We start from the raw sequence: 23,541 nt of genomic DNA, 5'->3' as shown, positions 1-23,541 counted from the left end.
CAGTTGAAGCGATTAATAGTACGTAGAAAAAAGTGTTCTAGATATAAAAAAAGGAATATACAATGCTACAAAACAAGTAGAACAAATAATCATTTTCTCAAAAAATGTTCTGTATAAAGGCAGGTGACATCATGTGGAGAACGTACCTTTATTACAAGTAAAAAAAATGAGTAAGGCGTTTTTAAATCAACTTGTATTAAAAGAAGTGAACATTCAAGTAGAGCGCGGAGATATATACGCTTTAGTTGGAGGGAATGGTGCCGGGAAATCAACATTAATGAAAATATTAATGGGGTTATATTCGTATGATGATGGAGAAATGTATGTAAAAGGAACGAAGCAACAGTTTTCAAATCCGTCAGAAGCACATCGAAAAGGTATGTATTTAATACCGCAAGAACCGCTCATTTTTCCGCATATGACTATTGAAGAAAATATATGTATCGGGTTAAAAGAAAAGAAAAAGAAATTAAGAGTACAGATTGAGCAATTGATTAACAGTCTAGGGTGGGATATTGACCTTAATGAACTAGGAGGATCATTATCGATTGCGCAACAACAGTTAGTAGAAATTGTGAGAGGATTAATACGAGAAGCCGAGATTCTTATTCTAGATGAGCCAACATCGACATTAACAACTCACGAAATTAAGAGTCTTTTTGTGTTGATGAAAAGTTTACAAGAAAAAGGAATAGGGATGATTTATATTACGCATCGTTTTCCAGAAATCTTTGAAATTGCCAACAAAGTAGCAATACTACGTGATGGAATGATTGTAAGTCAAGGAGATGTATGTGACTATACATATGACATGCTGATGGAGGGGCTATTGCCAAAAGGGTATAAACAGAAAGAGAAAATAGAAGTAGTTCAAGAGACCACAAGGATGAAAAAAATATTAGAAGTGATTGATATAAATGGTCACGCATTCGAAAATATTTCATTCACTGTACATGCTGGTGAGATTGTAGGTATTGCTGGCATTGTTGGATCGGGCAGAACGGAATTAGCAGAAGCGATATTTGGATTGAAAACTGTAAAAACAGGGTCTATTTTATTAGATGGGAAATCAATTGATACATGTTCTTTGCATAAAAGGCTAGACGAAGGACTAGTTTATGTGCCGGAGGATAGGGCGAGGAATGGCATTTTCTCAATTGCTTCTGTTAAAGAAAATATTGCAGCAGCAAGTTTACAGCAAAATAATCGCTTTTTTATAAACCAAGAAAAAGAAAGCGCTTTAGTTAATTCGTTTATAGAACAGTTCCGAATTGTTGTACAGGATATGAATGAAGAACTGGCATCTTTATCAGGAGGTAATCAGCAGAAGGTCGTGCTTGCAAAGTATCTCGCATGTAATCCTAAAGTTATTATTCTGGATGAGCCGACTCGTGGAATTGATGCGAAAGCAAGGCTTGAAGTGTATGAGACGATCGAAAAAATGAAAAGGGAAGGACTCGCAATTTTATTAATCTCTTCAGATGTTGAAGAAATTGTTCAATTAGTAAACCGTGTATATGTAATGAGAAATGGACGATTTGTTTCTCATATGGAAAAAGAACAACTGAGTGTGAATGAAGTTACACGCCTTGCATACGGAGGTGTAGCGGAATGAAACGCATATTAAAAATGCACGAAACGTCTATCATAACGTTACTACTAATGTATATAGCTATTGTAGGAATGATAAATCCTAGTTTTATTCAATTTAACTCGTTATCTTTAATGATGAAATCTAGCGTTATTTTAGTCGTGTTAGCAATCGGTCAATCGTTCGTCTTATTTACAAAAAATATAGATGTATCAGTTGGTTCAAGCATGGGGTTAAGCGCAGCAGTTTGCGGAATGATGTTAACGAATGAGTATAGTGCATCCTTGTCGATATTTGCTGCTATTATACTTGGAATCATTATCGGTTTCGTAAATGGTATTGGCGTTGCGATGTTTCGGGTGCCAGCCATTATTATGACATTAGGTATGCTAGGAATTGTTAGAGGTGCGATGTTAATTTTTACAGGCGGTAAGTGGATAGAAGATATTCCAAATGATTTTAAGCAGCTGTCATCTATCGTCATACTTGGTCTGCCGATAATTGTATGGGTTGTTCTTATTATTTTACTACTACTATACTTCTTTTTAAGGAAGGCGCCATTTGGAAGATACTTTTATGCGGTAGGTGATAATGAAGATGGCGCGAGACTTATTGGTATACCTGTTAATCAAGTGAAGATATATGCGTTTATGATTTCAGGTATAAGTGCTGCGCTCGCTGGGTGCATATTTGTTATGAATATCGGGTTCATTCCTAATCAGACAGGTACAGGATTAGAATTACAAGTAATCGCAGCCGCTGTACTAGGAGGCATTCATCTAAAAGGCGGAACAGGATCTATATTTGGAGCTGCATTAGGAGCATTATTTTTAGAAACAATAAGCAGTTCACTCGTCTTTTTAAAAATACCAGCATTTTGGAATAATGCTATTTCAGGTTTCTTATTATTGCTAATCGTCATATTAGATAGCGTTATGAAAAAGTGGAAGGCAGAAAGGAGGATGAATCTATGAAGTATGTATACAGATGGGAAGGTGTTCTAATTGTATTGCTTCTTATAGAATTCATTCTCTTTAGTTTAATCAATAGTGATTTCTTAAATATTAGTAATCTCCTTTTTAGTACAAATGATTTCCTATTTATCGCAATTGCGGCGATACCAATGACTTTCGTTATAGTAACAGGAGGAATTGATGTATCGGTCGGCTCAATAATGGGTCTCACTTCGATCTTGATCGGTGTACTTTGGATGAACGGAATATCTATTTTGTTTGCTGTCATAATCGCCCTAATAATTAGTTGTTTAGCAGGCGCTATAAACGGACTCATTATAAAAATGACAGATGTAGAACCACTCGTCGTTACACTCGGAACGATGTTTTTATACGGAGGAATTGCACTCGTCATTTCAGGAGGGGCAGGTGCTTCTGGGTACGAAGGAATAAGCGGTTTACCTGACACATTTGTACAACTGGCAAACGGTAGTTTTATAGGAATACCGAATTTATTATGGCTACTGATCGTATTAACAGTTTTATGTACTGTATTATTTCACCAAACTATATACGGGCGCCATGTAAAATTAACAGGTGCGAACGAAAATACAGCAAAATACACCGGGATTAAAACGAAAAAAGTAGTCATAATCGCTTACATACTTTCCGGGTTAGGAGGTGGATTAGGGGGGACTTTCTTAACTGCCTATTTCGGTTCTGCACGTGCTGATATGGGAAGTGAAACAATTTTACCAATCATTACGGCAGTCGTATTAGGCGGGACACTTATTACAGGGGGAAAAGGAAGCATTATCGGTACTGTACTGGCGAGTATTTTCATTGGACTCATGCAGTATGGCTTGCAAATGACGGGTTTAACAAATGAACAATCCAACGTAGTAATTGGTATTATCCTTATTCTTTCAGTTATTATGAGACATTTCAAATTACATCAATTCACACTGGGGAAAAGAAAGAATTTGCATAAGGAGGAAATGTCATGAAGAGAAAACTAGGGATTGTATTCATTGTATGTATTTGTTTAATCGGTTTAATCGCCTGTTCTAGTCAAACCGCAGATAAGAAAAAAGCGGATGATGTGAAATTTGCATTTATCCCGAAATTAACAGGAGTTGGATTCTTTACATCAGGTGGTGAAGGAGCAAAAGAGATGGGAGATAAACTAGGCGTACAAGTGAAATATGATGGCCCCTCTGAAGCAAGTGTATCTGGGCAAGTAAAATATATAAACAATTTCATTAACCAAAACTATGATGCACTTATGGTTTCTTCAACGTCAGTTGATGGTTTATCGCAATCACTGCAACGTGCTAAGAAAAAAGGGATGACGGTGTTAACATGGGATTCCGATGTGAATCCGAAAGATCGTTCCTTTTATATAAGCCAAGGAACACCAGACCAACTTGCTAATTTATTAATAGAAATGACTTCCAAGCAAATTGGAGATAAAGGGAAAGTAGCATTTTTTTATTCTAGCCCAACAGTAACAGATCAAAACCAATGGGTAACGAAAGCGAAAGAAATTATTAAAGAGAAATATCCGAACTGGGAAATTGTAACGACGCAGTACGGTGAAAATAATGCGCAAAAGTCTCTGTCAGTAGGGGAGAATATTTTAAAAACGTACCCTGATATTAATGCGGTCATTTGTCCAGATGCAACGGCACTTCCGGCAATGGCACAAGCAGCTGAAAATTTAAAAATGGATAAAAAGGTTGTCGTAACTGGCTTCTCTACACCAAACGTTATGCGTGATTACGTAAAACGAGGAACTGTACAACAATTCGGATTATGGGACGTAAAACAACAAGGTGCACTCGCAACTTATGTAGCAAATGAAATTGTTGTAAAAGGGAAGAAGTTAAAAGTAGGGGATAGCTTCGAAGTAAAAGGAATTGGAAAAGTGAAAGTAGAGCCAAACTCCATTCAAGGATATGATTATGAGGCAGAAGGAAACGGAATTATCGTATTGCCAGAGCGAGTTGTATTTACAAAGGATAATATTGAAAAATATAATTTCTAGTAACGAAAAAACGTCCGAATGTATCGGACGTTTTTATTTCTTCATTAATTATGAACTGTTTCTTTTTCATTTAATCCAAGGGTACGACCTGTAGAAGTGTGAAGGTCTTGGAATAATCTTGGATTTTCTGTTAATGAAATGCCGTAAGAAGGAATCATTTCTTTTATTTTTCCTTCCCATTCTACCATTCGACTTGGGAAACATTTTTCTAATACTTCAAGCATAACATGAACGGCAGTAGAAGCACCCGGTGAAGCACCTAGTAATGCTGCGATGGATCCATCAGCCGCACTAACAACTTCTGTACCGAATTGAAGTGTTCCTTTACCGCCAGCATCAGTATCTTTAATTACTTGTACACGCTGACCAGCAACTACAATATCCCAATCTTCACTTTTTGCGTTCGGAATGAATTCGCGTAATTCTTCCATACGTTTTTCGTGTGATAACATAACTTGCTGAATTAAGTATTTTGTTAGTCCCATTTCTTTTACACCAGCAGCTAACATCGTTAAGACGTTATTTGGTTTTACAGAACCAATTAAGTCAAGGTTTGAACCAGTTTTTAAGAACTTAGGAGAAAACCCTGCGAATGGTCCGAACAGTAAAGCTTTTTTGTTGTCTATATATCTCGTATCTAGATGAGGTACAGACATTGGCGGAGCGCCAACTTTAGCTTTACCGTATACTTTCGCATGATGTTGCTCTACAACTTTTTGGTTTTTACATACCATAAATAGTCCACTTACCGGGAATCCACCAATATGTTTTGATTCAGGGATACCAGTCTTTTGAAGTAGGGGTAGGCTACCGCCACCGCCGCCGATAAAGACGAATTTAGCAGTGTGATGCTCAATTTTACCACTATTCATATCGTGTACTTTCACTTCCCACAAACCATTTTTCGTGCGTTTAATGTTTTCGACACTATGTTTGTAGTTTAGCTCGACATTTTTCGTTTTTAAGTAATCAAACAACATTCGTGTTAATGCACCAAAATTAACATCTGTTCCAGAGTCAATTTTCGTTGCCGCCATAGGCTCATTAGATGTACGACCTTCCATAATGAGTGGAAGCCATTTTTTTAATGTTTCAGGAGAATCGGAAAACTCCATTCCTTGAAACAGCGGATTTTTTGAAAGCGCTTCAAAACGGTTTTTTAGAAACTGCACATTTTTTTCACCTTGTACTAAACTCATATGAGGTAGAGGCATAATAAAATCTTGTGGATTACGAATTAATTTGCTTTTTACAAGATATGCCCAAAATTGTCTTGAAAGCTGGAATTGCTCATTCACTTTTACAGCCTTACTAATATCTATAGATCCGTCAGATTTTTCGGAAGTATAGTTCAGTTCGCATAGCGCAGAATGCCCTGTACCTGCATTATTCCATTCATTAGAGCTTTCTTCCCCGGCACTTGCGAGTTTTTCAAAAACTTTAATTTCCCATTCTGGTGCTAATTCTTTTAGCAATGAGCCTAACGTTGCACTCATAATTCCTGCACCAATTAAGATAACGTCTGTTTTTTGCTGCATGTTGCTCATGATAATCTCTCCATCCCCTATATTGGCAAAAAAGAGTAGGTGTTTACTGTGTCTAAGCCGTAAAAAGAAAACACCGCCTAGGCCCCACCTAGGTATTTACCTTTTTTGTCTCAATTGTATAACCATCTCATACTCTATTATAATAATTAATAGACTAAAATATCTAGTGTTATCTGATAATTTTAAAATATTTAACGCTTTATTTGCCAAAATTCTTATTTAACAAGCACTTTTCAGTTAATGAATAGAAAAAAATTACAGTTTGAAATTATCTCGAAAAAGCTTACGTATCCAAAAGTGGGTAGAAAGGATACTTTTTTATGGGAATTTTTTAAAAATCTATTGTATGATTATTCTGAATATTAAAAAGGGGGATACACATGCGTACACAAGAACAAATCGCAAACTTATTTCGAAATTTTTCAATAAAGGAATGTAAAGGGTCAAGTGACTTATATGAATATTTATCAATGAAAATTGCTGAAGATGAGGAAGTACTTACACTATCGTCCTATGCTCAGGTAGGTCAACCAGTCCCAAACTTATTATTAGGTGCAGTACATTATTTATTGTTAGCAGGGAAAGAACATCATGTAAAAACGTATTATAGTAGCTTAGTTGAACATGCTAATACGGATTTAGATCAAGCTTTTGATCATTTTAAAGATTTCTGTAAAATGTACAGAGAAGAAATGATTAATTTATTACAAACGAAACTCGTTCAAACGAATGAAGTAAGACGATGTGCGTACTTATATCCAAGTTTCAGTTACATATTTAACAAAGTGAATAAACCGTTAGCGTTAATAGAAATTGGGACAAGTTCTGGATTACAATTATTTTGGGACCAATATAGCTATTCGTACGGTACAGATGAAACATACGGAAATATAAACTCGAATGTACATGTAACTTCTGAAATAAGAGGGGAGAATGTGCCTCATTTATTAAAAGAAAGTCCACCTGTCGTAGAAAGAATCGGATTAGATTTACATGTAAATGATTTACATAGTGATGAAGATTATTTATGGCTACGTGCACTCATTTGGCCAGAACATAAAGAAAGGCTTGAACTGTTTGACCAAGCTGCATCTTTAGTAAAAAATAAATCTGTTCAATTAATAGAAGGAGACGGCGTGGCGTTATTACCATCTATTATTGAACGAATAAGTGAAGATGCGGTTATCTGCATTTTTCATACACACGTCGCAAATCAAATACCTGAACAAGTAAAACGTAAGTTAGAAAAACAAATCCAAGAAATCGGTGCAAAACGTGATGTATTCCACCTGTATAACAACATGTGGGACCGGGACCTTCATATTGATTATTATATTAACGGAAACGAATATCGTGAAACGGTTGGAGAAACGGAAGGGCATGGGAGATGGTTTAGCTGGAAGCTTGGGAATGAGACGCTTTGTTAATATTTGAGGGATTTTTATTTTCAAGAAATTAGATAATGAAATTCCAGAAAATGAAAGTAACTAGTTACTTTCATTTTTCTTTTGTGATAATATGTTAGTAACTACTTACTTACATGTTGGATGGAGGAATAAAGATGGGGAAATTAACAGCAAGAGAAAAAGTTATGGAAGCTGCTACTTTATTATTCGGGGAAAAGGGGTATACAGCGACAACCATTCGTGAAGTGGCAGAAAAAGCGGGAGTAAGCGAGTTAACGATATTTCGTAATTTTAAAAATAAGGAAAATCTTTTTAGAGAGAGTATTATTTTACGGACGACACCAGTAGCTTTGTTACAGGAAATAGAAAAGCAATTTACTGGTGATTTACATAAGGATCTTACGAAAGTGGCAGAAATATATATTCAAACCAATTTGCCAAAGCTAAATTACATTTGGGCTGCATTAATAGAGTCAAGACAAAATAGTGAAATGAAAGCTTTACTACACGAGTTGAATTCACATTTAGTGAATCACTTAGAAAGATATTTAAAGCAACTTGGGGAAACGGGACACATTTCTCCTTGTAATTACCGTTTGATAGCGAACATGTTTTATGGACAACTGTTTTTATACATTATGAATGTAAGTATATCGGAAGAAGAAATTCAGTTAGAAGAGTATATAGAGACATGTGTAAATTTATTTATGAATGGGATATTAAATAAATAAACCGAATAAGGTGGCAGAAATGAGAAATATATTTGCATTAATAGCTTTAATTGCAGGTTTTTTTATGGCAATTTTAGATTCGAATATAGTGAATATCGCATTACCAGAAATAACAAAGACATTTCATACTTCAATTGATACAATTTCTTGGGTAGCTAATAGTTATAATGTTGCCTTTGTATCGTGCTTATTAATGGCATCACGTCTGGCGGATCAGTTTGGTCGCAAGAAGCTATATATTATTGGTTTATTGGGGTTTTCTGTTAGTTCATTTATGTGTGGTATAGCCACTTCTTTTCATATATTAGTAGCTTTTAGGATAATACAAGGAATTTCCGCCGCAGTTATCGTACCAGTTGCTATGCCATTAGGCCTTAATTTAGTACCGAGAGAGAAACAAGGTATGATAGGAGGAATCATGGGAGCTTTTGGGGGATTAGCAGCGGCAATTGGCCCTTCACTTGGGGGCGTTTTAACTGACAAATTAAATTGGAGTTGGGTGTTTTTTATTAATATACCAGTTGGTATTTTATCTTTCATCTTCGTGATTCTTTGTATTAAGGAATCGTATGATCATGCTGCAAGTTCTAAAATAGATTGGGCAGGTATGATTACTTCTGCATCTGCACTATGCTTACTCGTATATGCACTCATACAAGTAAATACAAATCATTTAAGCACGATAAGCTTAATACTTCTTTTTATGCTCTCATTCATAGGTTTTATATTATTTTTTATCATTGAAAAGAAAAGTGAAAATCCAATGTTGCCATTAAGAATATTCACAAATAAAGAGTTCTCAATCTCGAATTTTTCTTTATTCTTTGTTGGAATGGGACTAATGAATTTTTTATTTATACTTGCTTTTTATTTTGTTCAAGTAGAAGGTATGTCTGAATTACAGTCAGGTTTAATAATTAGCACGCTAGCGATTGTTTCGATGCTTGTTACAGCAATAGTAACACCACTTGCAGCAAAGCGGGGAAGTTCATTAATAGGTAGTATAGGGCTATTAACATTTATCGTAGCGTCATATTTATTTAGTCAAATAGATTCAAACTTTACTACATGGGATTATATTTGGAGGCTAATAATCGTTGGAATTGGAACTGGGTGCACATTAGCACCATATACAACAACGGCAGTTTTAAGTGTGCCTATTGAAAACTCAGGTGTTGCTGCAAGTATTTGTAATATTTCAAGAACAGTTGGAAGTATTGTTGGGGTTGCGATACTTGTGATGTTTCTGAATCATCAATTGTTAGTTGAAAAAGAGAAGGTAAATAGGGAAGTAGTAACTGTGATTAAAAAAAGTGATTTGTCAAATTTAGAAAGTGGAGAAGTATTGCAAGCGATAAATAAAAAACAGCAAATCATCTTAAAATCTGATGGAGAGCGAAAAATTTACAAACAAGTAAAGGAGGAATATCAGCAAGGAATAATTCGTAGTTATAATTTAGCATTTTTAATGGGCGCAACTATATTTTTTATCGCATTTATTTTTAATATAGGAAGAGTCTTATTAGAGAAGAAAAGAAGAGGATCGTTTGAATAAAGAAAAAGGCTGTGCGTCATATAGAGCACAGCCTTTTTATAGTGATATGTATTTAATCAAAACCCAGGTAATCCATCAATCTCACAAACTTTCTTGGATGTAAAACTGATATTTAGTAAAATTTTGCGCGAGGGGATGTTGTTCGGATCATTAATTACAATATAGTTTTGGTATAGTATTCCTCCAAACTAAAAATTTTTTTGTTCGTCAGAAAAGATTGTCTTTAACACTATTACTTATACTACCATAACCGTTGTTTTCAGTAAAACACGCTCCATCTAATGTAAGATTCCCTGAATGTTGTAATGTATTAAAGGTTCATTGGTACGCTCATTACTAAGTCGTAACATGTCATATATGTATTTTTGGCTATATTGAGGATAGGTTGGTTTTATATATGTTTTAGTAATTGAAAGAAAACTATTAAGTATGAAGAAGGGGATAAAACGTTTATAGGGGATATAGGAAGTTATAATATATAGAATTAGAAATGAGAATTTGATAGTATTGGAGTAAGGAGTTTTAATAACAGTATATTAAGTCGTATTAATATATCTGTTGCGAATGCTTTCATTAAATCTCTTATTTTAATGGGAGTATTTGATAGAATTCAAAAAATATAATGGAGGTTAATATGAAAAAAGTAATTGGCGCAGCAACAGCAACAGTTTTTGGATTGGGAGCATTTACTACAACTGCTACCGCAGAAACAATCGTAACAGCAGATGTACTCAACGTACGTGAAAAACCGACTACGGAATCAAAAGTTGTCGAAAAAGTAAAAAACGGGGAAGAACTAAAAGTCATAAATACTGAAGATGGCTGGTCAAAAATTGAGTTGAATGGTAAAGAAGTATTTGTAAGCTCGGAGTTTACTAAAGATATTTACCATGTAACAGCAGATTTATTAAATGTACGTTCTGAATCAAACACGGAATCAGAAATTCTTGGCAGACTGAAAAAAGATGATGTAATTGAGTCAACGAACCAAGTAAAAGATGGATGGCTGCAATTTGAGTATAAGGGAAAAACAGCTTATGTAAATGTTTCTTTCTTATCAAGTAAAGCACCAATTGAAAAAAAGGCTGACGAGAAAACGAAGCAAGTAGCGAAAGTACAAAAAACGGTTAAAGCTAAGGAAGAAGCAAAAGTCCAAGAAGTAGTAAAGCCTAAGGAAGAAGTAAAAGTCCAAGAAGTAGTAAAACCTAAGGAAGAAGTAAAAGTCCAAGAAGTAGTAAAACCTAAGGAAGAAGTAAAAGTCCAAGAAGTAGTAAAACCTAAGGAAGAAGTAAAAGTCCAAGAAGTAGTAAAGCCTAAGGAAGAAGTAAAAGTCCAAGAAGTAGTAAAGCCTAAGGAAGAAGTAAAAGTCCAAGAAGTAGTAAAGCCTAAGGAAGAAGTGAAAATCCAAGAAGTAGCAAAGCCTAAGGAAGAAGTGAAAGTCCAAGAAGAAGCAAAGCCTAAGGAAGAAGTGAAAGTCCAAGAAGTAGCCAAAGCTAAGGAAGAAGCAGAAGTCCAAGAAGAAGCAAAGGCTAAAGAAGAAGCGAAAGCACAAGAAATAGCGAAAGCGAAAGAAGAAGCGAAAGCACAAGAAATAGCGAAAGCTAAGGAAGAAGCGAAAGTGCAAGAGATAGCGAAAGCTAAGGAAGAAGCAAAAGCGCAAGAGATAGCGAAAGCTAAGGAAGAAGCAAAAGCGCAAGAGATAGCAAAAGCTAAGGAAGAAGCAAAAGCACAAGAAATAGCGAAAGCGAAAGAAGAAGCAAAAGCACAAGAAATAGCGAAAGCGAAAGAAGAAGCAAAAGCAAGAGAAATAGCCAAAGCTAAGGAAGAAGCGAAAGCAAGAGAAGAACTAAAAGTAAAAGAAGAGTCTAAAAATAACGCGCAGTCTGCTAAACGTGAATTAACGGTCGTAGCGACAGCATATACTGCTGATCCGAGTGAGAATGGTACATATGGTGGACGCGTTTTAACTGCGATGGGGCATGATTTAACGGCTAATCCGAATATGAGAATTATAGCAGTAGATCCGAAAGTAATCCCATTAGGATCTAAAGTATGGGTAGAAGGTTATGGAGAAGCAATCGCTGGAGATACCGGAAGTGCAATTAAAGGTAATCGCATTGATGTATTAATGGGTTCAAAAAGTAAAGCGATGAATTGGGGAAGACAAACTGTTAAAGTGAAAATTTTATAATTTATATAGTTTTCTAGATAGAAGTCAGTTCTCTTTATTGAGGCTGGCTTTTATTTTTTTTCGAAATATTCTTGTAGTTGCTTTGCGATTGTTGTTTTACCACTTGCTGAGTTTCCTCTAAGGATGATTAATGTTGATTTAAGTATAGGATTAGACATAATGTATTCCCCCAACGTGAATGATTATATAGAAAATTTTAACAAATTAAACGTAGAAAGTGTATAATTAATATGATGTAAATAAAAAAGGTGGGGGCGAAATGGAAGCGAAATTAAATAAGGCGCAGCCAATTTGGAAACGAACATGGTTTCGCTATCTTGGGGCATTTATAATTGTACAATTGTTGTTTATTATTTGTGAAGTAACTGCATGGGCACCAAACTTTAGACCTGGCGGAGAATTTTTTAATAGAGTATTAAATTCTCAATTTTTCACAGAATGGTTCACTCCATATGAAATTCCTCATTTTAATGTGTTTACAGCTTTTTTTGCGATTACATTGTTACCATACGCACTAATAGGGGCAATGAAAGATTTCACTACAAGAAAAATATAAAGAATTAAAAAGAGGTACTATATGCTATTTCAAAAAGATAATGTATCGGTTAGGTACGTAATAGAAGAGGATGCACGAATCATTTCAAAATGGTTAACAGACCAAGAAGTACTTCAGTATTACGAAGGACGAGATAACCCGCAATCAGTAGAAATGGTACTGGATCATTTTATACATAATCCAAATAGTCATGAAAAAAGATGCTTAATAGAGTTTGACGGTGTGCCGATCGGTTATATTCAAATGTATCCAGTTGATTCGGAGTGGAAAACTTTATATGGCTATGAAGCATCACAAAATGTATGGGGAATGGATCAATTTATCGGAGAACCCGCCTATTGGGAAAAGGGAATTGGAACTAAACTTGTTCAGTCAGCAATTACATATATTATGGAGAACACGGGAGCAGAAGCCATTGCAATGGACCCGAAAGTAAATAATGAACGTGCAATAAAGTGTTATGAAAAATGTGGATTTAATAAGGTAAAGATTTTAAAAGAACATGAACTGCATGAAGGGGTATTAGAAGATTGTTGGATGATGGAATATAAACCAAGGGAGCTGCGCGATATGAAAAAAGCATTATTAGTAATTGATGTGCAAGCAGGTATGTATACAGCAGGAATGACAGTACATAATGGGGAAAAGTTTTTAGAAATATTGCAAGAGCTTATTGGAGAATGCCGTTCAAATGATATTCCGGTAATCTATGTGCAACATAACGGACCGAAAGACCATCCGTTAGAAAAGGGTACAGATGGTTGGAAGATCCATGCGGCAATCGCTCCACTAGAAGGGGATTGTGTGGTTGAAAAAACGACCCCAGATTCATTCCACAAGACGAATCTAAAAGAATTATTGCAAGACAAGGGAATCGATCATGTTATCATTTCAGGAATGCAAACAGAGTACTGTGTGGATACGACAACGCGCAGAGCGTGTAGTGAAGGGTATAAAGTAACGTTAGTGAGTGATGCACATAGTACGTTTAATACAGAAGTGTTGCATGCGGAAGATATTGTGAAGCATCATAACGTAGTGTTTGGAGCGTTTGCTGATGTTATTCCGTTAAAAGATTTGAAAGTGACTGCCTCTAAATAAGAGGCGGTTTTTTTTATGAAGTAGTGTTAAATAGTATTGTTAAGGCGATATCTTGAAATAATCAAGTATATTTTTCGAGATACGATAAATATGTTTGAAATATCGTTCGTATAATTTCATGTACCAAAATGAAAACTTAAAAAAGGAGCACCACAAAATTAAAAAAGGCGCTCCTGTATCAAAATATTACTTCTTCTTATCTTTATCCAATATATTCTGTTCTTCCGCAAACTCCGTACCATATGCGAAGCGACGATTAATACGAATATTATCGTTGTGGTGCTTTGTATGAGAGTTAGAGAAGCGATGAACGATTACTTCTGATAATGTGAAGACAATTGCGGAAAGGATGCTTCCCCATGCAATTTGCATGTAGTTGTCTAATAAAATATTACCGAAAATCCATACGCTTAAATACGTTAGTAAGAAATCCGACATAATAGCACCGGTATTACCGATTCGATTTAATATGATTTTATCAACGAACATATAAGATACGATTGTAACAAAGAGACTGAACGAAATAATTTGGACGAACGTTGCTGGGAAAAATAAAGCGAGTCCGATACTAAATGCGATAATGCACGATATAAACTTGATAAGCACTACTGTGAAATCATTCAAAATTTACACCTCCGTTTTATCCATAGTTTTGCAATAAATATAGGAGTTCATACATTGTAACGGATATATTTACATAAAACTTTTTCATGTCAATTATTTGTCCAAATATTAAAAAAACAAAGGGAAAATGTTATAGTAAAATGAGAGTATATGACATTTTTAGGTAAGGGGGAATCCTCGGTGTGGATTACTTCAGAAGTAGAAATTCCAGACGAGTTAATTGATCATCTTGAAAAAGGAAAGTTAGTGCTATTTGTTGGAGCGGGAGTTTCTATGAAAGGGAAATCAAACTTACCGAATTTTGATGATTTAGTTGATGAAATTGCAAAAACGTTATATGTCGAAAAACGTGAAATTACAGAACCGCATGATTATTATCTTGGTAAAATTGCGAAAACAAAAGATGTACACCAAGTTGCAAGAGATTTAGTTCATATTGAAAAGTCAAAGCCGAATCCGCTTCATTATGCGATTCCGAGGTTGTTTCCTTTAGATACAGAAGTCCGCATTGTAACAACAAATTTTGATCGACATTTTACAACTGCGATAAAAGAAATGAATAGAGAATTAAACGTATATTACGCACCTGCGTTACCTACAGGTAGAGCGTTTAAAGGACTTGCTTACATACATGGCAATATAGAACAAGAAAAAGAAGCGTTAATTTTAACAGATGGTGATTTTGGAAGGGCTTACTTGACAGAAGGATGGGCAAGAAGGTTTTTAGTTGATTTATTCTCGAATTATACCGTTTTATTCGTTGGATATAGCCATAATGACCCAGTAATGAAATATTTAGCAACTGGTTTACCACCAAGTACAAGACGTTATGCATTTGTCGCACAAGGGGAAAATACGTACCACTGGGAGCATTTAGGAATACGGCCGATTGTATATCCGAATAAAGGTAATAATCATCAATCTCTCGTTAAAGCAGTAAAACGATGGGCGGAGTTAATGGGGGATAATTATATTACAAAACGAATGCGAATTCGTGACATAGTAACAGTACCGCCGTCAGTAGAGCAGGAACAATTATCATACATAAAACAATCTATAAAAAAAATTGAAACAGTCCGCTACTTCGTTGAATTTGCTCACGATTATGAATGGGTGGAATGGCTTGAAGCGGAAGGGAAATTACAAAATTTATTTTTAATTACATCAAACTATAATGAGGTAGATGAATTACTTGCAAAATGGTTAGTGGAACAATTTCTTTTTAGTCATCAAAAAGAATTATTTCAATTAATTTTTAAAAATCATTCTAAACTATCTCCGTTATTATGGAGAACAATTTGTAGCTACTTAAACGAAACGAAAATGAAAATGGACCCGTTGTTGTTTGCAAGGTGGACACTGCTTTTATTAGAAACAGCTGAAAAAGATAGTAAATCGATCGAAACAATTTCTTACTTACTGCAAAAATGTTATTTTCCTGAGCATAAAGAAATCGCTTTATTGTTACTAACGTTTATTTTGGACGGCAAACTTAAGTTGAAGCGTGAAAGAAAGTGGGGAAATGATACCGGGGAATCAATAGAACTTGAGGAATCGAGTCGTTTACCCGTGTCTACATTTTCTTTTGTGGAGCAAATTTGGAATAAAAAGATGAAACCTCATATTTCCTATTATGCCGTTCCAATTATGATGATGGGAATAGAGAAGATGCGGATGTTATCACTAAGGCAAGCGGCACTGAAAAAAAGGGATAAGGAAAATGTGGAAAAAGAGTTTCAGCAAAATGATCTAGCGTTTTTAATTCAAATTGTAAAAGAATGTTTAACCTATCTATGTGAAAACGATGAGAAAAAAGCAAATTATTATATTACAGAAATGATAGAAGCAAACAGCGTACTTCAAAATCGAATTGCAATTGATGCGATGAATAAAAATGTATTTGTTAGCGCCGATGAGAAAATGAAATGGTTGTTACAGGAAGGAATTCTTTTAGACGTCACGTATAAACACGAAGTTTTTCAACTTATAAAAAATCATTACGCACTCTCTTTAGAAAAAACAAAGGAAGAAGTCATTCAAATTGTATTAAAGGACCTTGCGGAGGAAAGAGCATTTGATGTTTGTTTCGTGTTGGATTTATTATTCACTTGTGATTCGAATAGTCCATCTACGGCAAAAGGTTACGAGTTAATGAAGCAAAAACATCCTCATTTTCATTCTGAGCGATACAGTGTACAAAAGAAAGAGGCGGCAGAACAAAGTATTACTTGTAATGTGACAGCTGATGGATTATTGCAACTAAAAGACGATGAAATTATGAAGCAAGTTCAGCAATTTTCTCAAGATGGTGTTTTTGAACAACGTCATTTTTTAGAGATGTTATCGAAAGCATGTAAATTGAATACAGAATGGAGTATTTCATTTGCATATCAATTAGTTGGAATGCACGAAATAAGTAATGAAGTATGGTTTGTTTGTATTAGGGAGTGGCGAAATAACCGAGGACTGACAAATGAACAAATACAAAAAGTTATTCCTCTATTACAGAAATTCGTTAGAAATACAGCTTTTCATTGGTTAATTAGTAGCTTTCTATATGAAATTAGTAATCGATTAGAAGAGTTAGAGGAAAATAGTATACGCAATGTAAAGCGGTTTGCTTTTTCGGTATTCCCTCAAGTCATGAAAAGTGACACGGATTTTAAGCTGGCAAAACAAGATTTTTACAATGAATCGATTCAGCATCCTGTTGGGAAAATGACAGCAGTATTATTAAAACTGTTATCATATGATCATTTATACGATCGTAATGTGTATGAATATTTATTTTTGTTTGAAGAACAAGTAAGAATTAGTACAGAACGAACAAATTTTATGATAGCTCGTTTAGTAGCAGATATTACATTTCTTTATCATATTGAGAAGCAATGGTGCCGAAAATATTTGTTACCGTACTTAGAGTTAAAGAAGGAAAATGAGATTACGAAATATGCATGGGCTGGCCTATGTTACACACAAATCAATTTACCTTTATTTACAGAAATGAAGCGATTTATTAAGTATGCGGTAGAACATTTGAAAGTATTACATCCGCATACGAGGGAAGCTTTCTTAAAATGGCTCAGTTTTGTATTTATTAAATGTGTACTGTATTGGGAACAAAAAACAGACTGGTTATACCCTTTACTTATACGAGAAAATGAAGAAAATAAAATTAAATTTATGCAGTTCTTATGCTATTATGTCAAAACGTTAAGTGCAAAAGAACAACAAAAATTTTGGGCAGCTTGGCTCAGTATATTTTTGCGAGAGCGACCGAAAATGGGGGGAATCACAGCTAGAGAATATGTAATGCTTTTACGTATTATTTTATTTATGGATGAAATAGTAGAAAGAGGATTATCTATCATTTGTAAAACATTTTTGGACGTGGGTGGAAAAGGGAATCAAACGGAGTTAAAACAGTTATTTCATGAAATACTTGAGAAGACAGAGAGTATAAAAATGTATAAAGAGTTGTATGCAAACGTATTTTTCACTTTACTGCAAACGCTTCAGGAAGCTAATTTACTTGAAACGGAAATCATTCAAATAAAAGAATTATTAATTGGATATAGAGTAGAAAAATGTGTAATAAATGCAATAGATAATGAGATAATTCGCATCGGAATTGTTCTGGAGAATTTACAAGAAGAAATGTAGGGCAAAAATGTAATTTAAAAAAATATATAAAAAGTTGTTGACAGTGTTTTGAAAAGCGTTCTATAATACGAATCATACTTATTCAATTTCAAAAAACATTTGAATAAACAAAGTGCAATGAAGAGATCACAGTAGTGGTTAGTCTTACTGTAACAGAGAGCTGGTGGTTGGTGTGAACCAGTACAGAGATAATCATGAATTACAGTCTTGGAGCATCTTTTTCGTAGTAAAGATAGTATTGTCTTTATGAAGAAAAAGCGGTCAATTGATCGTTAACAGTGAAGAGAGGTAGACAGAAATTTAGTCTACAACTAGGGTGGTACCGCGATAAATATCGTCCCTACTGATTTATTCAGTAGGGACTTTTTGTATTTTAGTGGCCCAACTTGAAAATTAAATATGTATGCGTTGAAAGGAAAAGCAGTAGTTGTTGTTTCCCTGTAACAGAGAGCTGGTGGTCGGTGTGAACCAGTACAAAAACAAGAGCGAATTACAGTCCTAGAGCATCTTTTTCGTAGTAAAGATAGTATATATCTTTATGAAGGGAAAGACGGTCAGATGATCGTTAACAATGAAGAGAGGTAGACGAAAGAAGTCTACAACTAGGGTGGTACCGCGATAAATATCGTCCCTACTGATTGCATCAGTAGGGATTTTTTGTACAAAAAAAGTGGGTTTTTAACTAGTAGAGAGTGTCTTTGTACGAATGATTAGTTTAAAATAAGAAGAGGTATCGATTCCACTTTAAATTTGTATAATTGACCAGTTCAGAAAATAGAGAATTTTTCATTCTCTTACTATACTTTTAAAACATTAGAGGAGGATTTCCAAATGGCAAATCATGAATTAGATCAATTACGTAAACAGGTAGATGAAATTAACTTACAACTATTACACCTTTTAAACAAACGTGGTGAAATCGTTCAAAAAATTGGGGAGCAAAAGCAAGTACAAGGTACGAAACGTTTTGATCCAGTACGTGAGCGTGAAGTACTTGATATGATCGCTGAGAATAACGAAGGACCATTCGAAACGTCAACGGTTCAACATATTTTCAAAACAATCTTCAAAGCTAGCTTAGAATTACAAGAAGATGATAACCGTAAAGCATTACTAGTATCACGTAAAAAGAAACAAGAAAACACAATCGTTGATGTAAAAGGTGAATTGATTGGTAACGGCACACAAACGTTCATCATGGGACCTTGTGCGGTAGAAAGCTTAGAACAAGTTCGCCAAGTAGGGCAAGCGATGAAAGACCAAGGCTTAAAATTAATGCGCGGTGGTGCTTTCAAACCGAGAACATCGCCATACGATTTCCAAGGTTTAGGAGTAGAAGGATTACAAATTTTACGCCAAGTAGCAGATGAATTCGACTTAGCAATCATTAGTGAAATTTTAAATCCAAATGATGTTGAAATGGCATTAGACTACGTTGATGTAATTCAAGTTGGTGCACGTAACATGCAAAACTTCGATTTACTACGAGCTGTAGGTAAAGTTAACAAGCCAGTATTATTAAAACGTGGATTAGCAGCAACAATTGATGAGTTCATTAATGCAGCAGAATACATCATTGCACAAGGTAACGACCAAATTATTCTATGTGAGCGTGGTATCCGCACATACGAAAGAGCAACACGTAACACATTAGACATTTCAGCAGTACCGATTTTAAAGAAAGAAACACATTTACCAGTTGTTGTTGACGTAACGCATTCAACTGGACGTAGAGATTTATTATTACCAACAGCGAAAGCGGCTCTTGCAATTGGCGCAGATGCAGTAATGGCTGAAGTACATCCAGACCCTGCAGTTGCATTATCAGATTCTGCACAACAAATGGATATTCCAGAATTCCATAAATTCATGGAAGAGTTAAAAGGATTCAAAAATAAATTATCTTAATTCCATATCATATATGCGCTGAAGAGGAAACAGTAGTGCTTATCTCACTGTTAAAGAGAGCTGATGGTTGGTGTGAATCAGTACAAAGGTAAGCATGAATTACAGCCTTGGAGCATCTTTTTCGTCAAGTTTTGATGGGAAAGACGGTCTAATGATCGTTAAAGAAGAAGAGAGGTAGACGAAAGAAGTCTACAACTAGGGTGGTACCGCGATGAACATCGTCCCTACTGAGCGCTCAGTAGGGACTTTTTTGTACAAAAAAATAGTAAAGGGGCAAGAGAAATGAGATACATTACAGCTGGAGAATCACATGGACCGCAGTTAACAGTTATTTTAGAAGGTGTACCAGCAGGTTTAACGCTGGCGGCGGAACATATTAATAAAGAATTATTAAGAAGACAAAAAGGGCACGGACGCGGAAGACGTATGCAAATTGAAACAGATACAGTTGAAATTGTAAGTGGTGTTCGTCATGGGATGACACTTGGCTCACCCATTACGTTAATCGTAAAAAATGATGATTTCAAACATTGGACGAAAGTAATGGGTGCAGAGCCAATTTCGGAAAAAGAAAGTAAAGAAATGAAACGTACAATTACGAAACCACGTCCAGGACATGCGGATTTAAACGGGGCAATTAAATACGGTCACCGTGATATAAGAAACGTACTAGAGCGCTCATCTGCAAGAGAAACGACAGTTCGTGTAGCTGCTGGTGCAGTTGCGAAACAAATTTTAAAAGAATTAGGCGTAGAAATAGCAGGGCATGTACTTGAAATTGGTGGAGTAAAAGCAAAACATATTTCAAACTTGTCAATTGAAGAAATTCAAACAATTACTGAAAATTCACCAGTTCGATGTTTAGATAAAACAGTAGAACAAGAGATGATGGATGCGATTGATAACGCAAAAAGTAGCGGAGATTCAATCGGTGGTATAGTTGAAGTTATTGCAGAAGGTATGCCAATTGGCGTCGGTAGTTACGTTCATTACGATCGTAAATTAGATGCAAAACTTGCTGGTGCGATTATGAGTATTAATGCATTTAAAGGTGCTGAAATTGGCGTTGGTTTTGAAGCGGCAAGACAGCCAGGAAGTAAAGTGCATGATGAAATTTTATGGGATGAAGAACAAGGATACACGAGAAAAACGAATAATGCCGGCGGTTTAGAAGGCGGTATGACAACGGGAATGCCAATTGTCGTAAGAGGTGTAATGAAACCAATACCTACATTATACAAACCGTTAGCAAGCGTTGACATTGATACGAAAGAAGCATTCCAAGCGAGTATTGAAAGATCTGATAGCTGTGCAGTACCAGCAGCAGGTGTAGTAGCTGAATCTGTTGTAGCATGGGAACTTGCACATGCACTAGTCGAACAATTCGGAAAAGATCGTATGGAATTAATTCAACAAAACATTACGCAACATAATAAATACGCAAAAGAATTTTAATAAAAAGGTGGTTTTAACATGCAAGTAAAAGAGCAACTATCATCATTACAACCATATAAACCAGGTAAATCACCTGAACAAATGAAAGAAGTGTACGGAGATCATTCGTTTGTTAAATTAGCATCGAATGAAAATCCATTCGGCTGTTCACCACGAGTTTTAGATGAGTTGCAAAAATCGTGGTTGGATCATGCTTTATATCCTGACGGAGGTGCTACAACGCTCCGTCAAACAATTGCAAATAAGTTACATGTGCAAATGGAACAAGTACTTTGCGGTAGTGGTTTAGATGAAGTCATTCAAATAATAAGCCGTGCAGTACTAAAAGTAGGTGATAACATCGTAACGGCTGGAGCAACATTCCCGCAGTACCGTCATCATGCAATTATAGAAGGTTGCGAAGTGAAGGAAGTTGCGTTAAATAACGGTGTATACGACTTAGACGAAATTTCTTCAGTAGTAGATAACAATACAAAAATCGTATGGATTTGTAATCCAAATAACCCGACAGGCACATATGTGAATGACCGAAAATTGACTCAATTTATTGAAGGCATTAGTGAAAATACGTTAATTGTCATTGATGAAGCGTACTATGAATACGTAACAGCAAAAGATTTTCCAGAGACATTACCGCTTTTAGAAAAACATAAAAATATTCTTGTACTTAGAACGTTTTCTAAAGCGTACGGATTAGCTTCTTTCCGCGTTGGATATGCGGTTGGACATGAAGAGTTAATCGAAAAATTAAATGTCGTACGTTTGCCATTTAACGTATCTTCATTAGCACAAAAAGCAGCGACGATTGCTTTTGGTGATGAGGAGTTTATTGAGGAAATAGTTCGTGTAAATACAGAGGGATTACAACAATACGAGAGCTTTTGTAAGGAACATGATATTCCATTTTATCCATCGCAAACAAATTTCATCTTTTTGCCAGTTGAGAATGCTGGAGAGATTTATGAAGCTTGTGCACACGCAGGATTTATTATTCGTCCGTTCCCAAATGGCGTCCGTATTACAGTCGGAACAAGGGAGCAAAATGAAGGAGTGATTTCAGTGTTACAACAACACTTTGAAAATAAAAAAAGAAAGTCTCGAGATGAGGCAAATGCATAAGAAGGTAGTATTAATTGGAACTGGTTTAATCGGAGGCTCTCTCGCATTAGCAATTAAGAAAGAGCACGATGTAACGATAACAGGTTATGATATATTTCAAGAACAAGTAGAGCGTGCAAAAGAATTACACGTAGTAGATGAAATAGCAGTAGATTTACAACATGCATGTGAAGAGGCACATTTAATTGTTTTTGCTTCACCAGTTGAAGAAACGAAGAAGTTATTACACAAATTAGCGTCATTTCGTTTACGAAAAGATGTTATTGTAACCGATGTTGGTAGCACAAAAGGAACAATTATGAATGAAGCGGAAGCTTTATTTTCAAAGGAAATTTCTTTCATTGGTGGACATCCGATGGCAGGTTCTCATAAAACGGGAGTTGAAAGTGCAAAAGCGCATTTATTTGAAAATGCATTTTATATTTTAACGCCAATGAATCATGTGCCAAATGAACCTGTGGAAGAGTTAAAAGATTGGTTAAAAGGAACAGGGTCACATTTCCTTGTTTTAAATACAGAAGAACATGATTATGTAACAGGGATCGTTAGTCATTTCCCGCACCTTATTGCCGCTGGATTAGTAAAGCAAGTGGAGAAACATGCAGGAGATAATCCACTTATCCATCAGCTAGCTGCTGGAGGTTTCAAAGACATTACACGTATCGCATCTAGTAGTCCGAAAATGTGGAGTGATATTGTTAAGCAAAATCGAGAGCATTTAATGGTATTATTAAAAGAGTGGATCTCTGAAATGGAAGATTTATATGATACAGTTTCTAGCGGAGATGCAGGCGAGATTCAAAACTATTTTGCGGATGCGAAAGAATACCGTGACTCTTTACCGGTAAGAAAGAGAGGGGCGATTCCTGCCTATCACGACTTATACGTCGATGTTTTAGATAAAGTAGGGGCATTGGCTCACATTACAAGTATTTTAGCGCGCGAAGAAATTAGTATTACGAACTTGCAAATATTAGAAGCACGTGAAGGATTGCTTGGGGTATTACGTATTAGCTTCCAACGAGAAGAAGATCGTATGAAAGCAAAGCTAGCGCTTGGAGAAGAAAAATACCAAACGTATGAAACAATTTAAA

17 protein-coding genes, 3 pseudogenes and 3 other annotated features are annotated in these 23,541 nt (G+C 35.4%); of the genes and pseudogenes, 16 read left to right on the top strand and 4 right to left on the bottom strand.

Annotation, left to right across the window (positions count from 1 at the left end; all coding sequences use genetic code 11):
* The first annotated feature begins 133 nt into the window (after positions 1 to 133).
* From PDQ40_RS07300 to lsrB, 4 genes are read left to right on the top strand one after another with little or no spacing between them, the layout of a single operon-like run.
* Entirely contained in the window at positions 134 to 1,615 is a 1,482-nt protein-coding gene (locus PDQ40_RS07300) for a sugar ABC transporter ATP-binding protein (RefSeq protein WP_270691302.1), read from the top strand.
* Positions 1,612 to 2,565, top strand: a complete 954-nt coding sequence (locus tag PDQ40_RS07295; protein WP_270691301.1) for an ABC transporter permease subunit — start codon at positions 1,612 to 1,614, stop codon at positions 2,563 to 2,565. The genes PDQ40_RS07300 and PDQ40_RS07295 overlap by 4 nt, the downstream gene beginning before the upstream one ends.
* Complete coding sequence (locus PDQ40_RS07290; RefSeq protein WP_142385770.1) at positions 2,562 to 3,551, top strand: ABC transporter permease; 990 nt, start codon at positions 2,562 to 2,564, stop codon at positions 3,549 to 3,551. Before PDQ40_RS07295 ends, PDQ40_RS07290 begins: the two co-directional genes overlap by 4 nt.
* On the top strand, positions 3,548 to 4,591 hold the full coding sequence (gene lsrB, locus PDQ40_RS07285) for an autoinducer 2 ABC transporter substrate-binding protein LsrB (RefSeq protein WP_048557976.1): 1,044 nt from the start codon (positions 3,548 to 3,550) through the stop codon (positions 4,589 to 4,591). The genes PDQ40_RS07290 and lsrB overlap by 4 nt, the downstream gene beginning before the upstream one ends.
* Positions 4,592 to 4,635: 44 nt before the next feature.
* Here the strand turns inward: lsrB and PDQ40_RS07280 are convergent, their stop codons facing one another.
* Positions 4,636 to 6,138 carry a malate:quinone oxidoreductase gene (locus PDQ40_RS07280; RefSeq protein ID WP_000069168.1) on the bottom strand — a complete coding sequence of 501 codons (1,503 nt, stop codon included), beginning with the start codon at positions 6,136 to 6,138 and terminating at the stop codon, positions 4,636 to 4,638.
* Between the two features lie 380 nt (positions 6,139 to 6,518).
* On the opposite strand from PDQ40_RS07280, the gene PDQ40_RS07275 reads away from it, so the two are divergent.
* The 3 genes from PDQ40_RS07275 to PDQ40_RS07265 all read left to right on the top strand — a co-directional run bounded on the left by PDQ40_RS07275 (position 6,519) and on the right by PDQ40_RS07265 (position 9,830).
* A complete protein-coding gene (locus tag PDQ40_RS07275; protein ID WP_048557975.1) occupies positions 6,519 to 7,565 on the top strand; it encodes a DUF2332 domain-containing protein in 1,047 nt (348 codons plus the stop codon).
* Between the two features lie 134 nt (positions 7,566 to 7,699).
* On the top strand, positions 7,700 to 8,275 hold the full coding sequence (locus tag PDQ40_RS07270; protein ID WP_098947040.1) for a TetR/AcrR family transcriptional regulator: 576 nt from the start codon (positions 7,700 to 7,702) through the stop codon (positions 8,273 to 8,275).
* A gap of 19 nt (positions 8,276 to 8,294) precedes the next feature.
* A complete protein-coding gene (locus tag PDQ40_RS07265; protein WP_001244246.1) occupies positions 8,295 to 9,830 on the top strand; it encodes an MFS transporter in 1,536 nt (511 codons plus the stop codon).
* A 56-nt stretch (positions 9,831 to 9,886) separates the two neighbouring features.
* Here the strand turns inward: PDQ40_RS07265 and PDQ40_RS07260 are convergent.
* Positions 9,887 to 9,985 (bottom strand): annotated as a pseudogene (locus PDQ40_RS07260) (GNAT family N-acetyltransferase); the annotation flags it as partial.
* A 479-nt stretch (positions 9,986 to 10,464) separates the two neighbouring features.
* Here PDQ40_RS07260 and entB point away from each other — a divergent pair.
* A complete protein-coding gene (gene entB, locus PDQ40_RS07255; protein ID WP_270691300.1) occupies positions 10,465 to 12,021 on the top strand; it encodes a cell wall-binding protein EntB in 1,557 nt (518 codons plus the stop codon).
* Positions 12,022 to 12,083: 62 nt separating this feature from the next.
* On the opposite strand, the pseudogene PDQ40_RS07250 reads toward entB, so the two are convergent.
* Positions 12,084 to 12,179, bottom strand: a pseudogene (locus PDQ40_RS07250) (hypothetical protein); the annotation flags it as partial.
* 101 nt (positions 12,180 to 12,280) lie between these two features.
* Here PDQ40_RS07250 and PDQ40_RS07245 point away from each other — a divergent pair.
* From PDQ40_RS07245 to PDQ40_RS07235, 3 genes and pseudogenes are all read left to right on the top strand, one after another.
* Positions 12,281 to 12,577 carry a YfzA family protein gene (locus PDQ40_RS07245; RefSeq protein WP_098947311.1) on the top strand — a complete coding sequence of 99 codons (297 nt, stop codon included), beginning with the start codon at positions 12,281 to 12,283 and terminating at the stop codon, positions 12,575 to 12,577.
* A gap of 21 nt (positions 12,578 to 12,598) precedes the next feature.
* Positions 12,599 to 13,132: pseudogene (locus PDQ40_RS07240) on the top strand (GNAT family N-acetyltransferase); the annotation flags it as partial.
* Positions 13,133 to 13,147: 15 nt separating this feature from the next.
* Positions 13,148 to 13,678, top strand: a complete 531-nt coding sequence (locus tag PDQ40_RS07235) for a cysteine hydrolase family protein (RefSeq protein WP_033674189.1) — start codon at positions 13,148 to 13,150, stop codon at positions 13,676 to 13,678.
* A 186-nt stretch (positions 13,679 to 13,864) separates the two neighbouring features.
* On the opposite strand, the gene PDQ40_RS07230 is transcribed toward PDQ40_RS07235, so the two are convergent.
* The gene (locus PDQ40_RS07230; RefSeq protein ID WP_000997701.1) at positions 13,865 to 14,302 is read right to left on the bottom strand and encodes a YndM family protein; all 438 of its coding nucleotides are present in this window, start codon (positions 14,300 to 14,302) and stop codon (positions 13,865 to 13,867) included.
* A gap of 150 nt (positions 14,303 to 14,452) precedes the next feature.
* Between PDQ40_RS07230 and PDQ40_RS07225 the strand changes: the two genes are divergently transcribed.
* The 5 genes from PDQ40_RS07225 to tyrA all read left to right on the top strand — a co-directional run bounded on the left by PDQ40_RS07225 (position 14,453) and on the right by tyrA (position 23,540).
* The gene (locus PDQ40_RS07225; protein WP_001997690.1) at positions 14,453 to 17,965 is read left to right on the top strand and encodes a DUF4020 domain-containing protein; all 3,513 of its coding nucleotides are present in this window, start codon (positions 14,453 to 14,455) and stop codon (positions 17,963 to 17,965) included.
* 108 nt (positions 17,966 to 18,073) lie between these two features.
* Positions 18,074 to 18,310, top strand: a binding site (T-box leader).
* Between the two features lie 54 nt (positions 18,311 to 18,364).
* Positions 18,365 to 18,601, top strand: a binding site (T-box leader).
* Between the two features lie 195 nt (positions 18,602 to 18,796).
* Positions 18,797 to 19,873, top strand: coding sequence for a bifunctional 3-deoxy-7-phosphoheptulonate synthase/chorismate mutase (locus PDQ40_RS07220; protein ID WP_001273581.1), 1,077 nt, complete (start codon positions 18,797 to 18,799; stop codon positions 19,871 to 19,873).
* 9 nt (positions 19,874 to 19,882) lie between these two features.
* Positions 19,883 to 20,102, top strand: a binding site (T-box leader).
* A 53-nt stretch (positions 20,103 to 20,155) separates the two neighbouring features.
* Positions 20,156 to 21,328, top strand: a complete 1,173-nt coding sequence (aroC, locus tag PDQ40_RS07215; protein WP_001269408.1) for a chorismate synthase — start codon at positions 20,156 to 20,158, stop codon at positions 21,326 to 21,328.
* A gap of 18 nt (positions 21,329 to 21,346) precedes the next feature.
* Positions 21,347 to 22,447: a histidinol-phosphate transaminase gene (hisC, locus tag PDQ40_RS07210; RefSeq protein ID WP_001197358.1), complete on the top strand. Its 1,101-nt coding sequence runs from the start codon at positions 21,347 to 21,349 to the stop codon at positions 22,445 to 22,447.
* A complete protein-coding gene (gene tyrA / locus PDQ40_RS07205; protein ID WP_000549200.1) occupies positions 22,440 to 23,540 on the top strand; it encodes a prephenate dehydrogenase in 1,101 nt (366 codons plus the stop codon). The genes hisC and tyrA overlap by 8 nt, the downstream gene beginning before the upstream one ends.
* The last annotated feature ends 1 nt before the right edge of the window (position 23,541 follow it).

The sequence above is a fragment of the Bacillus cereus group sp. Bc061 genome (genome assembly GCF_027715825.1).
Taxonomy (GTDB): Bacteria; Bacillota; Bacilli; order Bacillales; family Bacillaceae_G; genus Bacillus_A; species Bacillus_A paranthracis.
This window is presented reverse-complemented; position numbering and strand designations above follow the sequence as displayed.

Excerpts from the sequence above, each read along its gene's own strand:
- PDQ40_RS07295 (WP_270691301.1), top strand. The coding sequence starts at position 1,612 with ATGAAACGCATATTAAAAATGCACGAAACGTCTATCATAACGTTACTA.
- PDQ40_RS07270 (WP_098947040.1), top strand. The coding sequence starts at position 7,700 with ATGGGGAAATTAACAGCAAGAGAAAAAGTTATGGAAGCTGCTACTTTA.
- PDQ40_RS07225 (WP_001997690.1), top strand. The coding sequence starts at position 14,453 with ATGACATTTTTAGGTAAGGGGGAATCCTCGGTGTGGATTACTTCAGAA.
- hisC (WP_001197358.1), top strand. The coding sequence starts at position 21,347 with ATGCAAGTAAAAGAGCAACTATCATCATTACAACCATATAAACCAGGT.
- PDQ40_RS07290 (WP_142385770.1), top strand. The coding sequence starts at position 2,562 with ATGAAGTATGTATACAGATGGGAAGGTGTTCTAATTGTATTGCTTCTT.
- PDQ40_RS07265 (WP_001244246.1), top strand. The coding sequence starts at position 8,295 with ATGAGAAATATATTTGCATTAATAGCTTTAATTGCAGGTTTTTTTATG.
- entB (WP_270691300.1), top strand. The coding sequence starts at position 10,465 with ATGAAAAAAGTAATTGGCGCAGCAACAGCAACAGTTTTTGGATTGGGA.
- tyrA (WP_000549200.1), top strand. The coding sequence starts at position 22,440 with ATGCATAAGAAGGTAGTATTAATTGGAACTGGTTTAATCGGAGGCTCT.
- PDQ40_RS07235 (WP_033674189.1), top strand. The coding sequence starts at position 13,148 with ATGAAAAAAGCATTATTAGTAATTGATGTGCAAGCAGGTATGTATACA.
- PDQ40_RS07245 (WP_098947311.1), top strand. The coding sequence starts at position 12,281 with ATGGAAGCGAAATTAAATAAGGCGCAGCCAATTTGGAAACGAACATGG.
- PDQ40_RS07220 (WP_001273581.1), top strand. The coding sequence starts at position 18,797 with ATGGCAAATCATGAATTAGATCAATTACGTAAACAGGTAGATGAAATT.
- PDQ40_RS07280 (WP_000069168.1), bottom strand. The coding sequence starts at position 6,138 with ATGAGCAACATGCAGCAAAAAACAGACGTTATCTTAATTGGTGCAGGA.
- lsrB (WP_048557976.1), top strand. The coding sequence starts at position 3,548 with ATGAAGAGAAAACTAGGGATTGTATTCATTGTATGTATTTGTTTAATC.
- aroC (WP_001269408.1), top strand. The coding sequence starts at position 20,156 with ATGAGATACATTACAGCTGGAGAATCACATGGACCGCAGTTAACAGTT.
- PDQ40_RS07275 (WP_048557975.1), top strand. The coding sequence starts at position 6,519 with ATGCGTACACAAGAACAAATCGCAAACTTATTTCGAAATTTTTCAATA.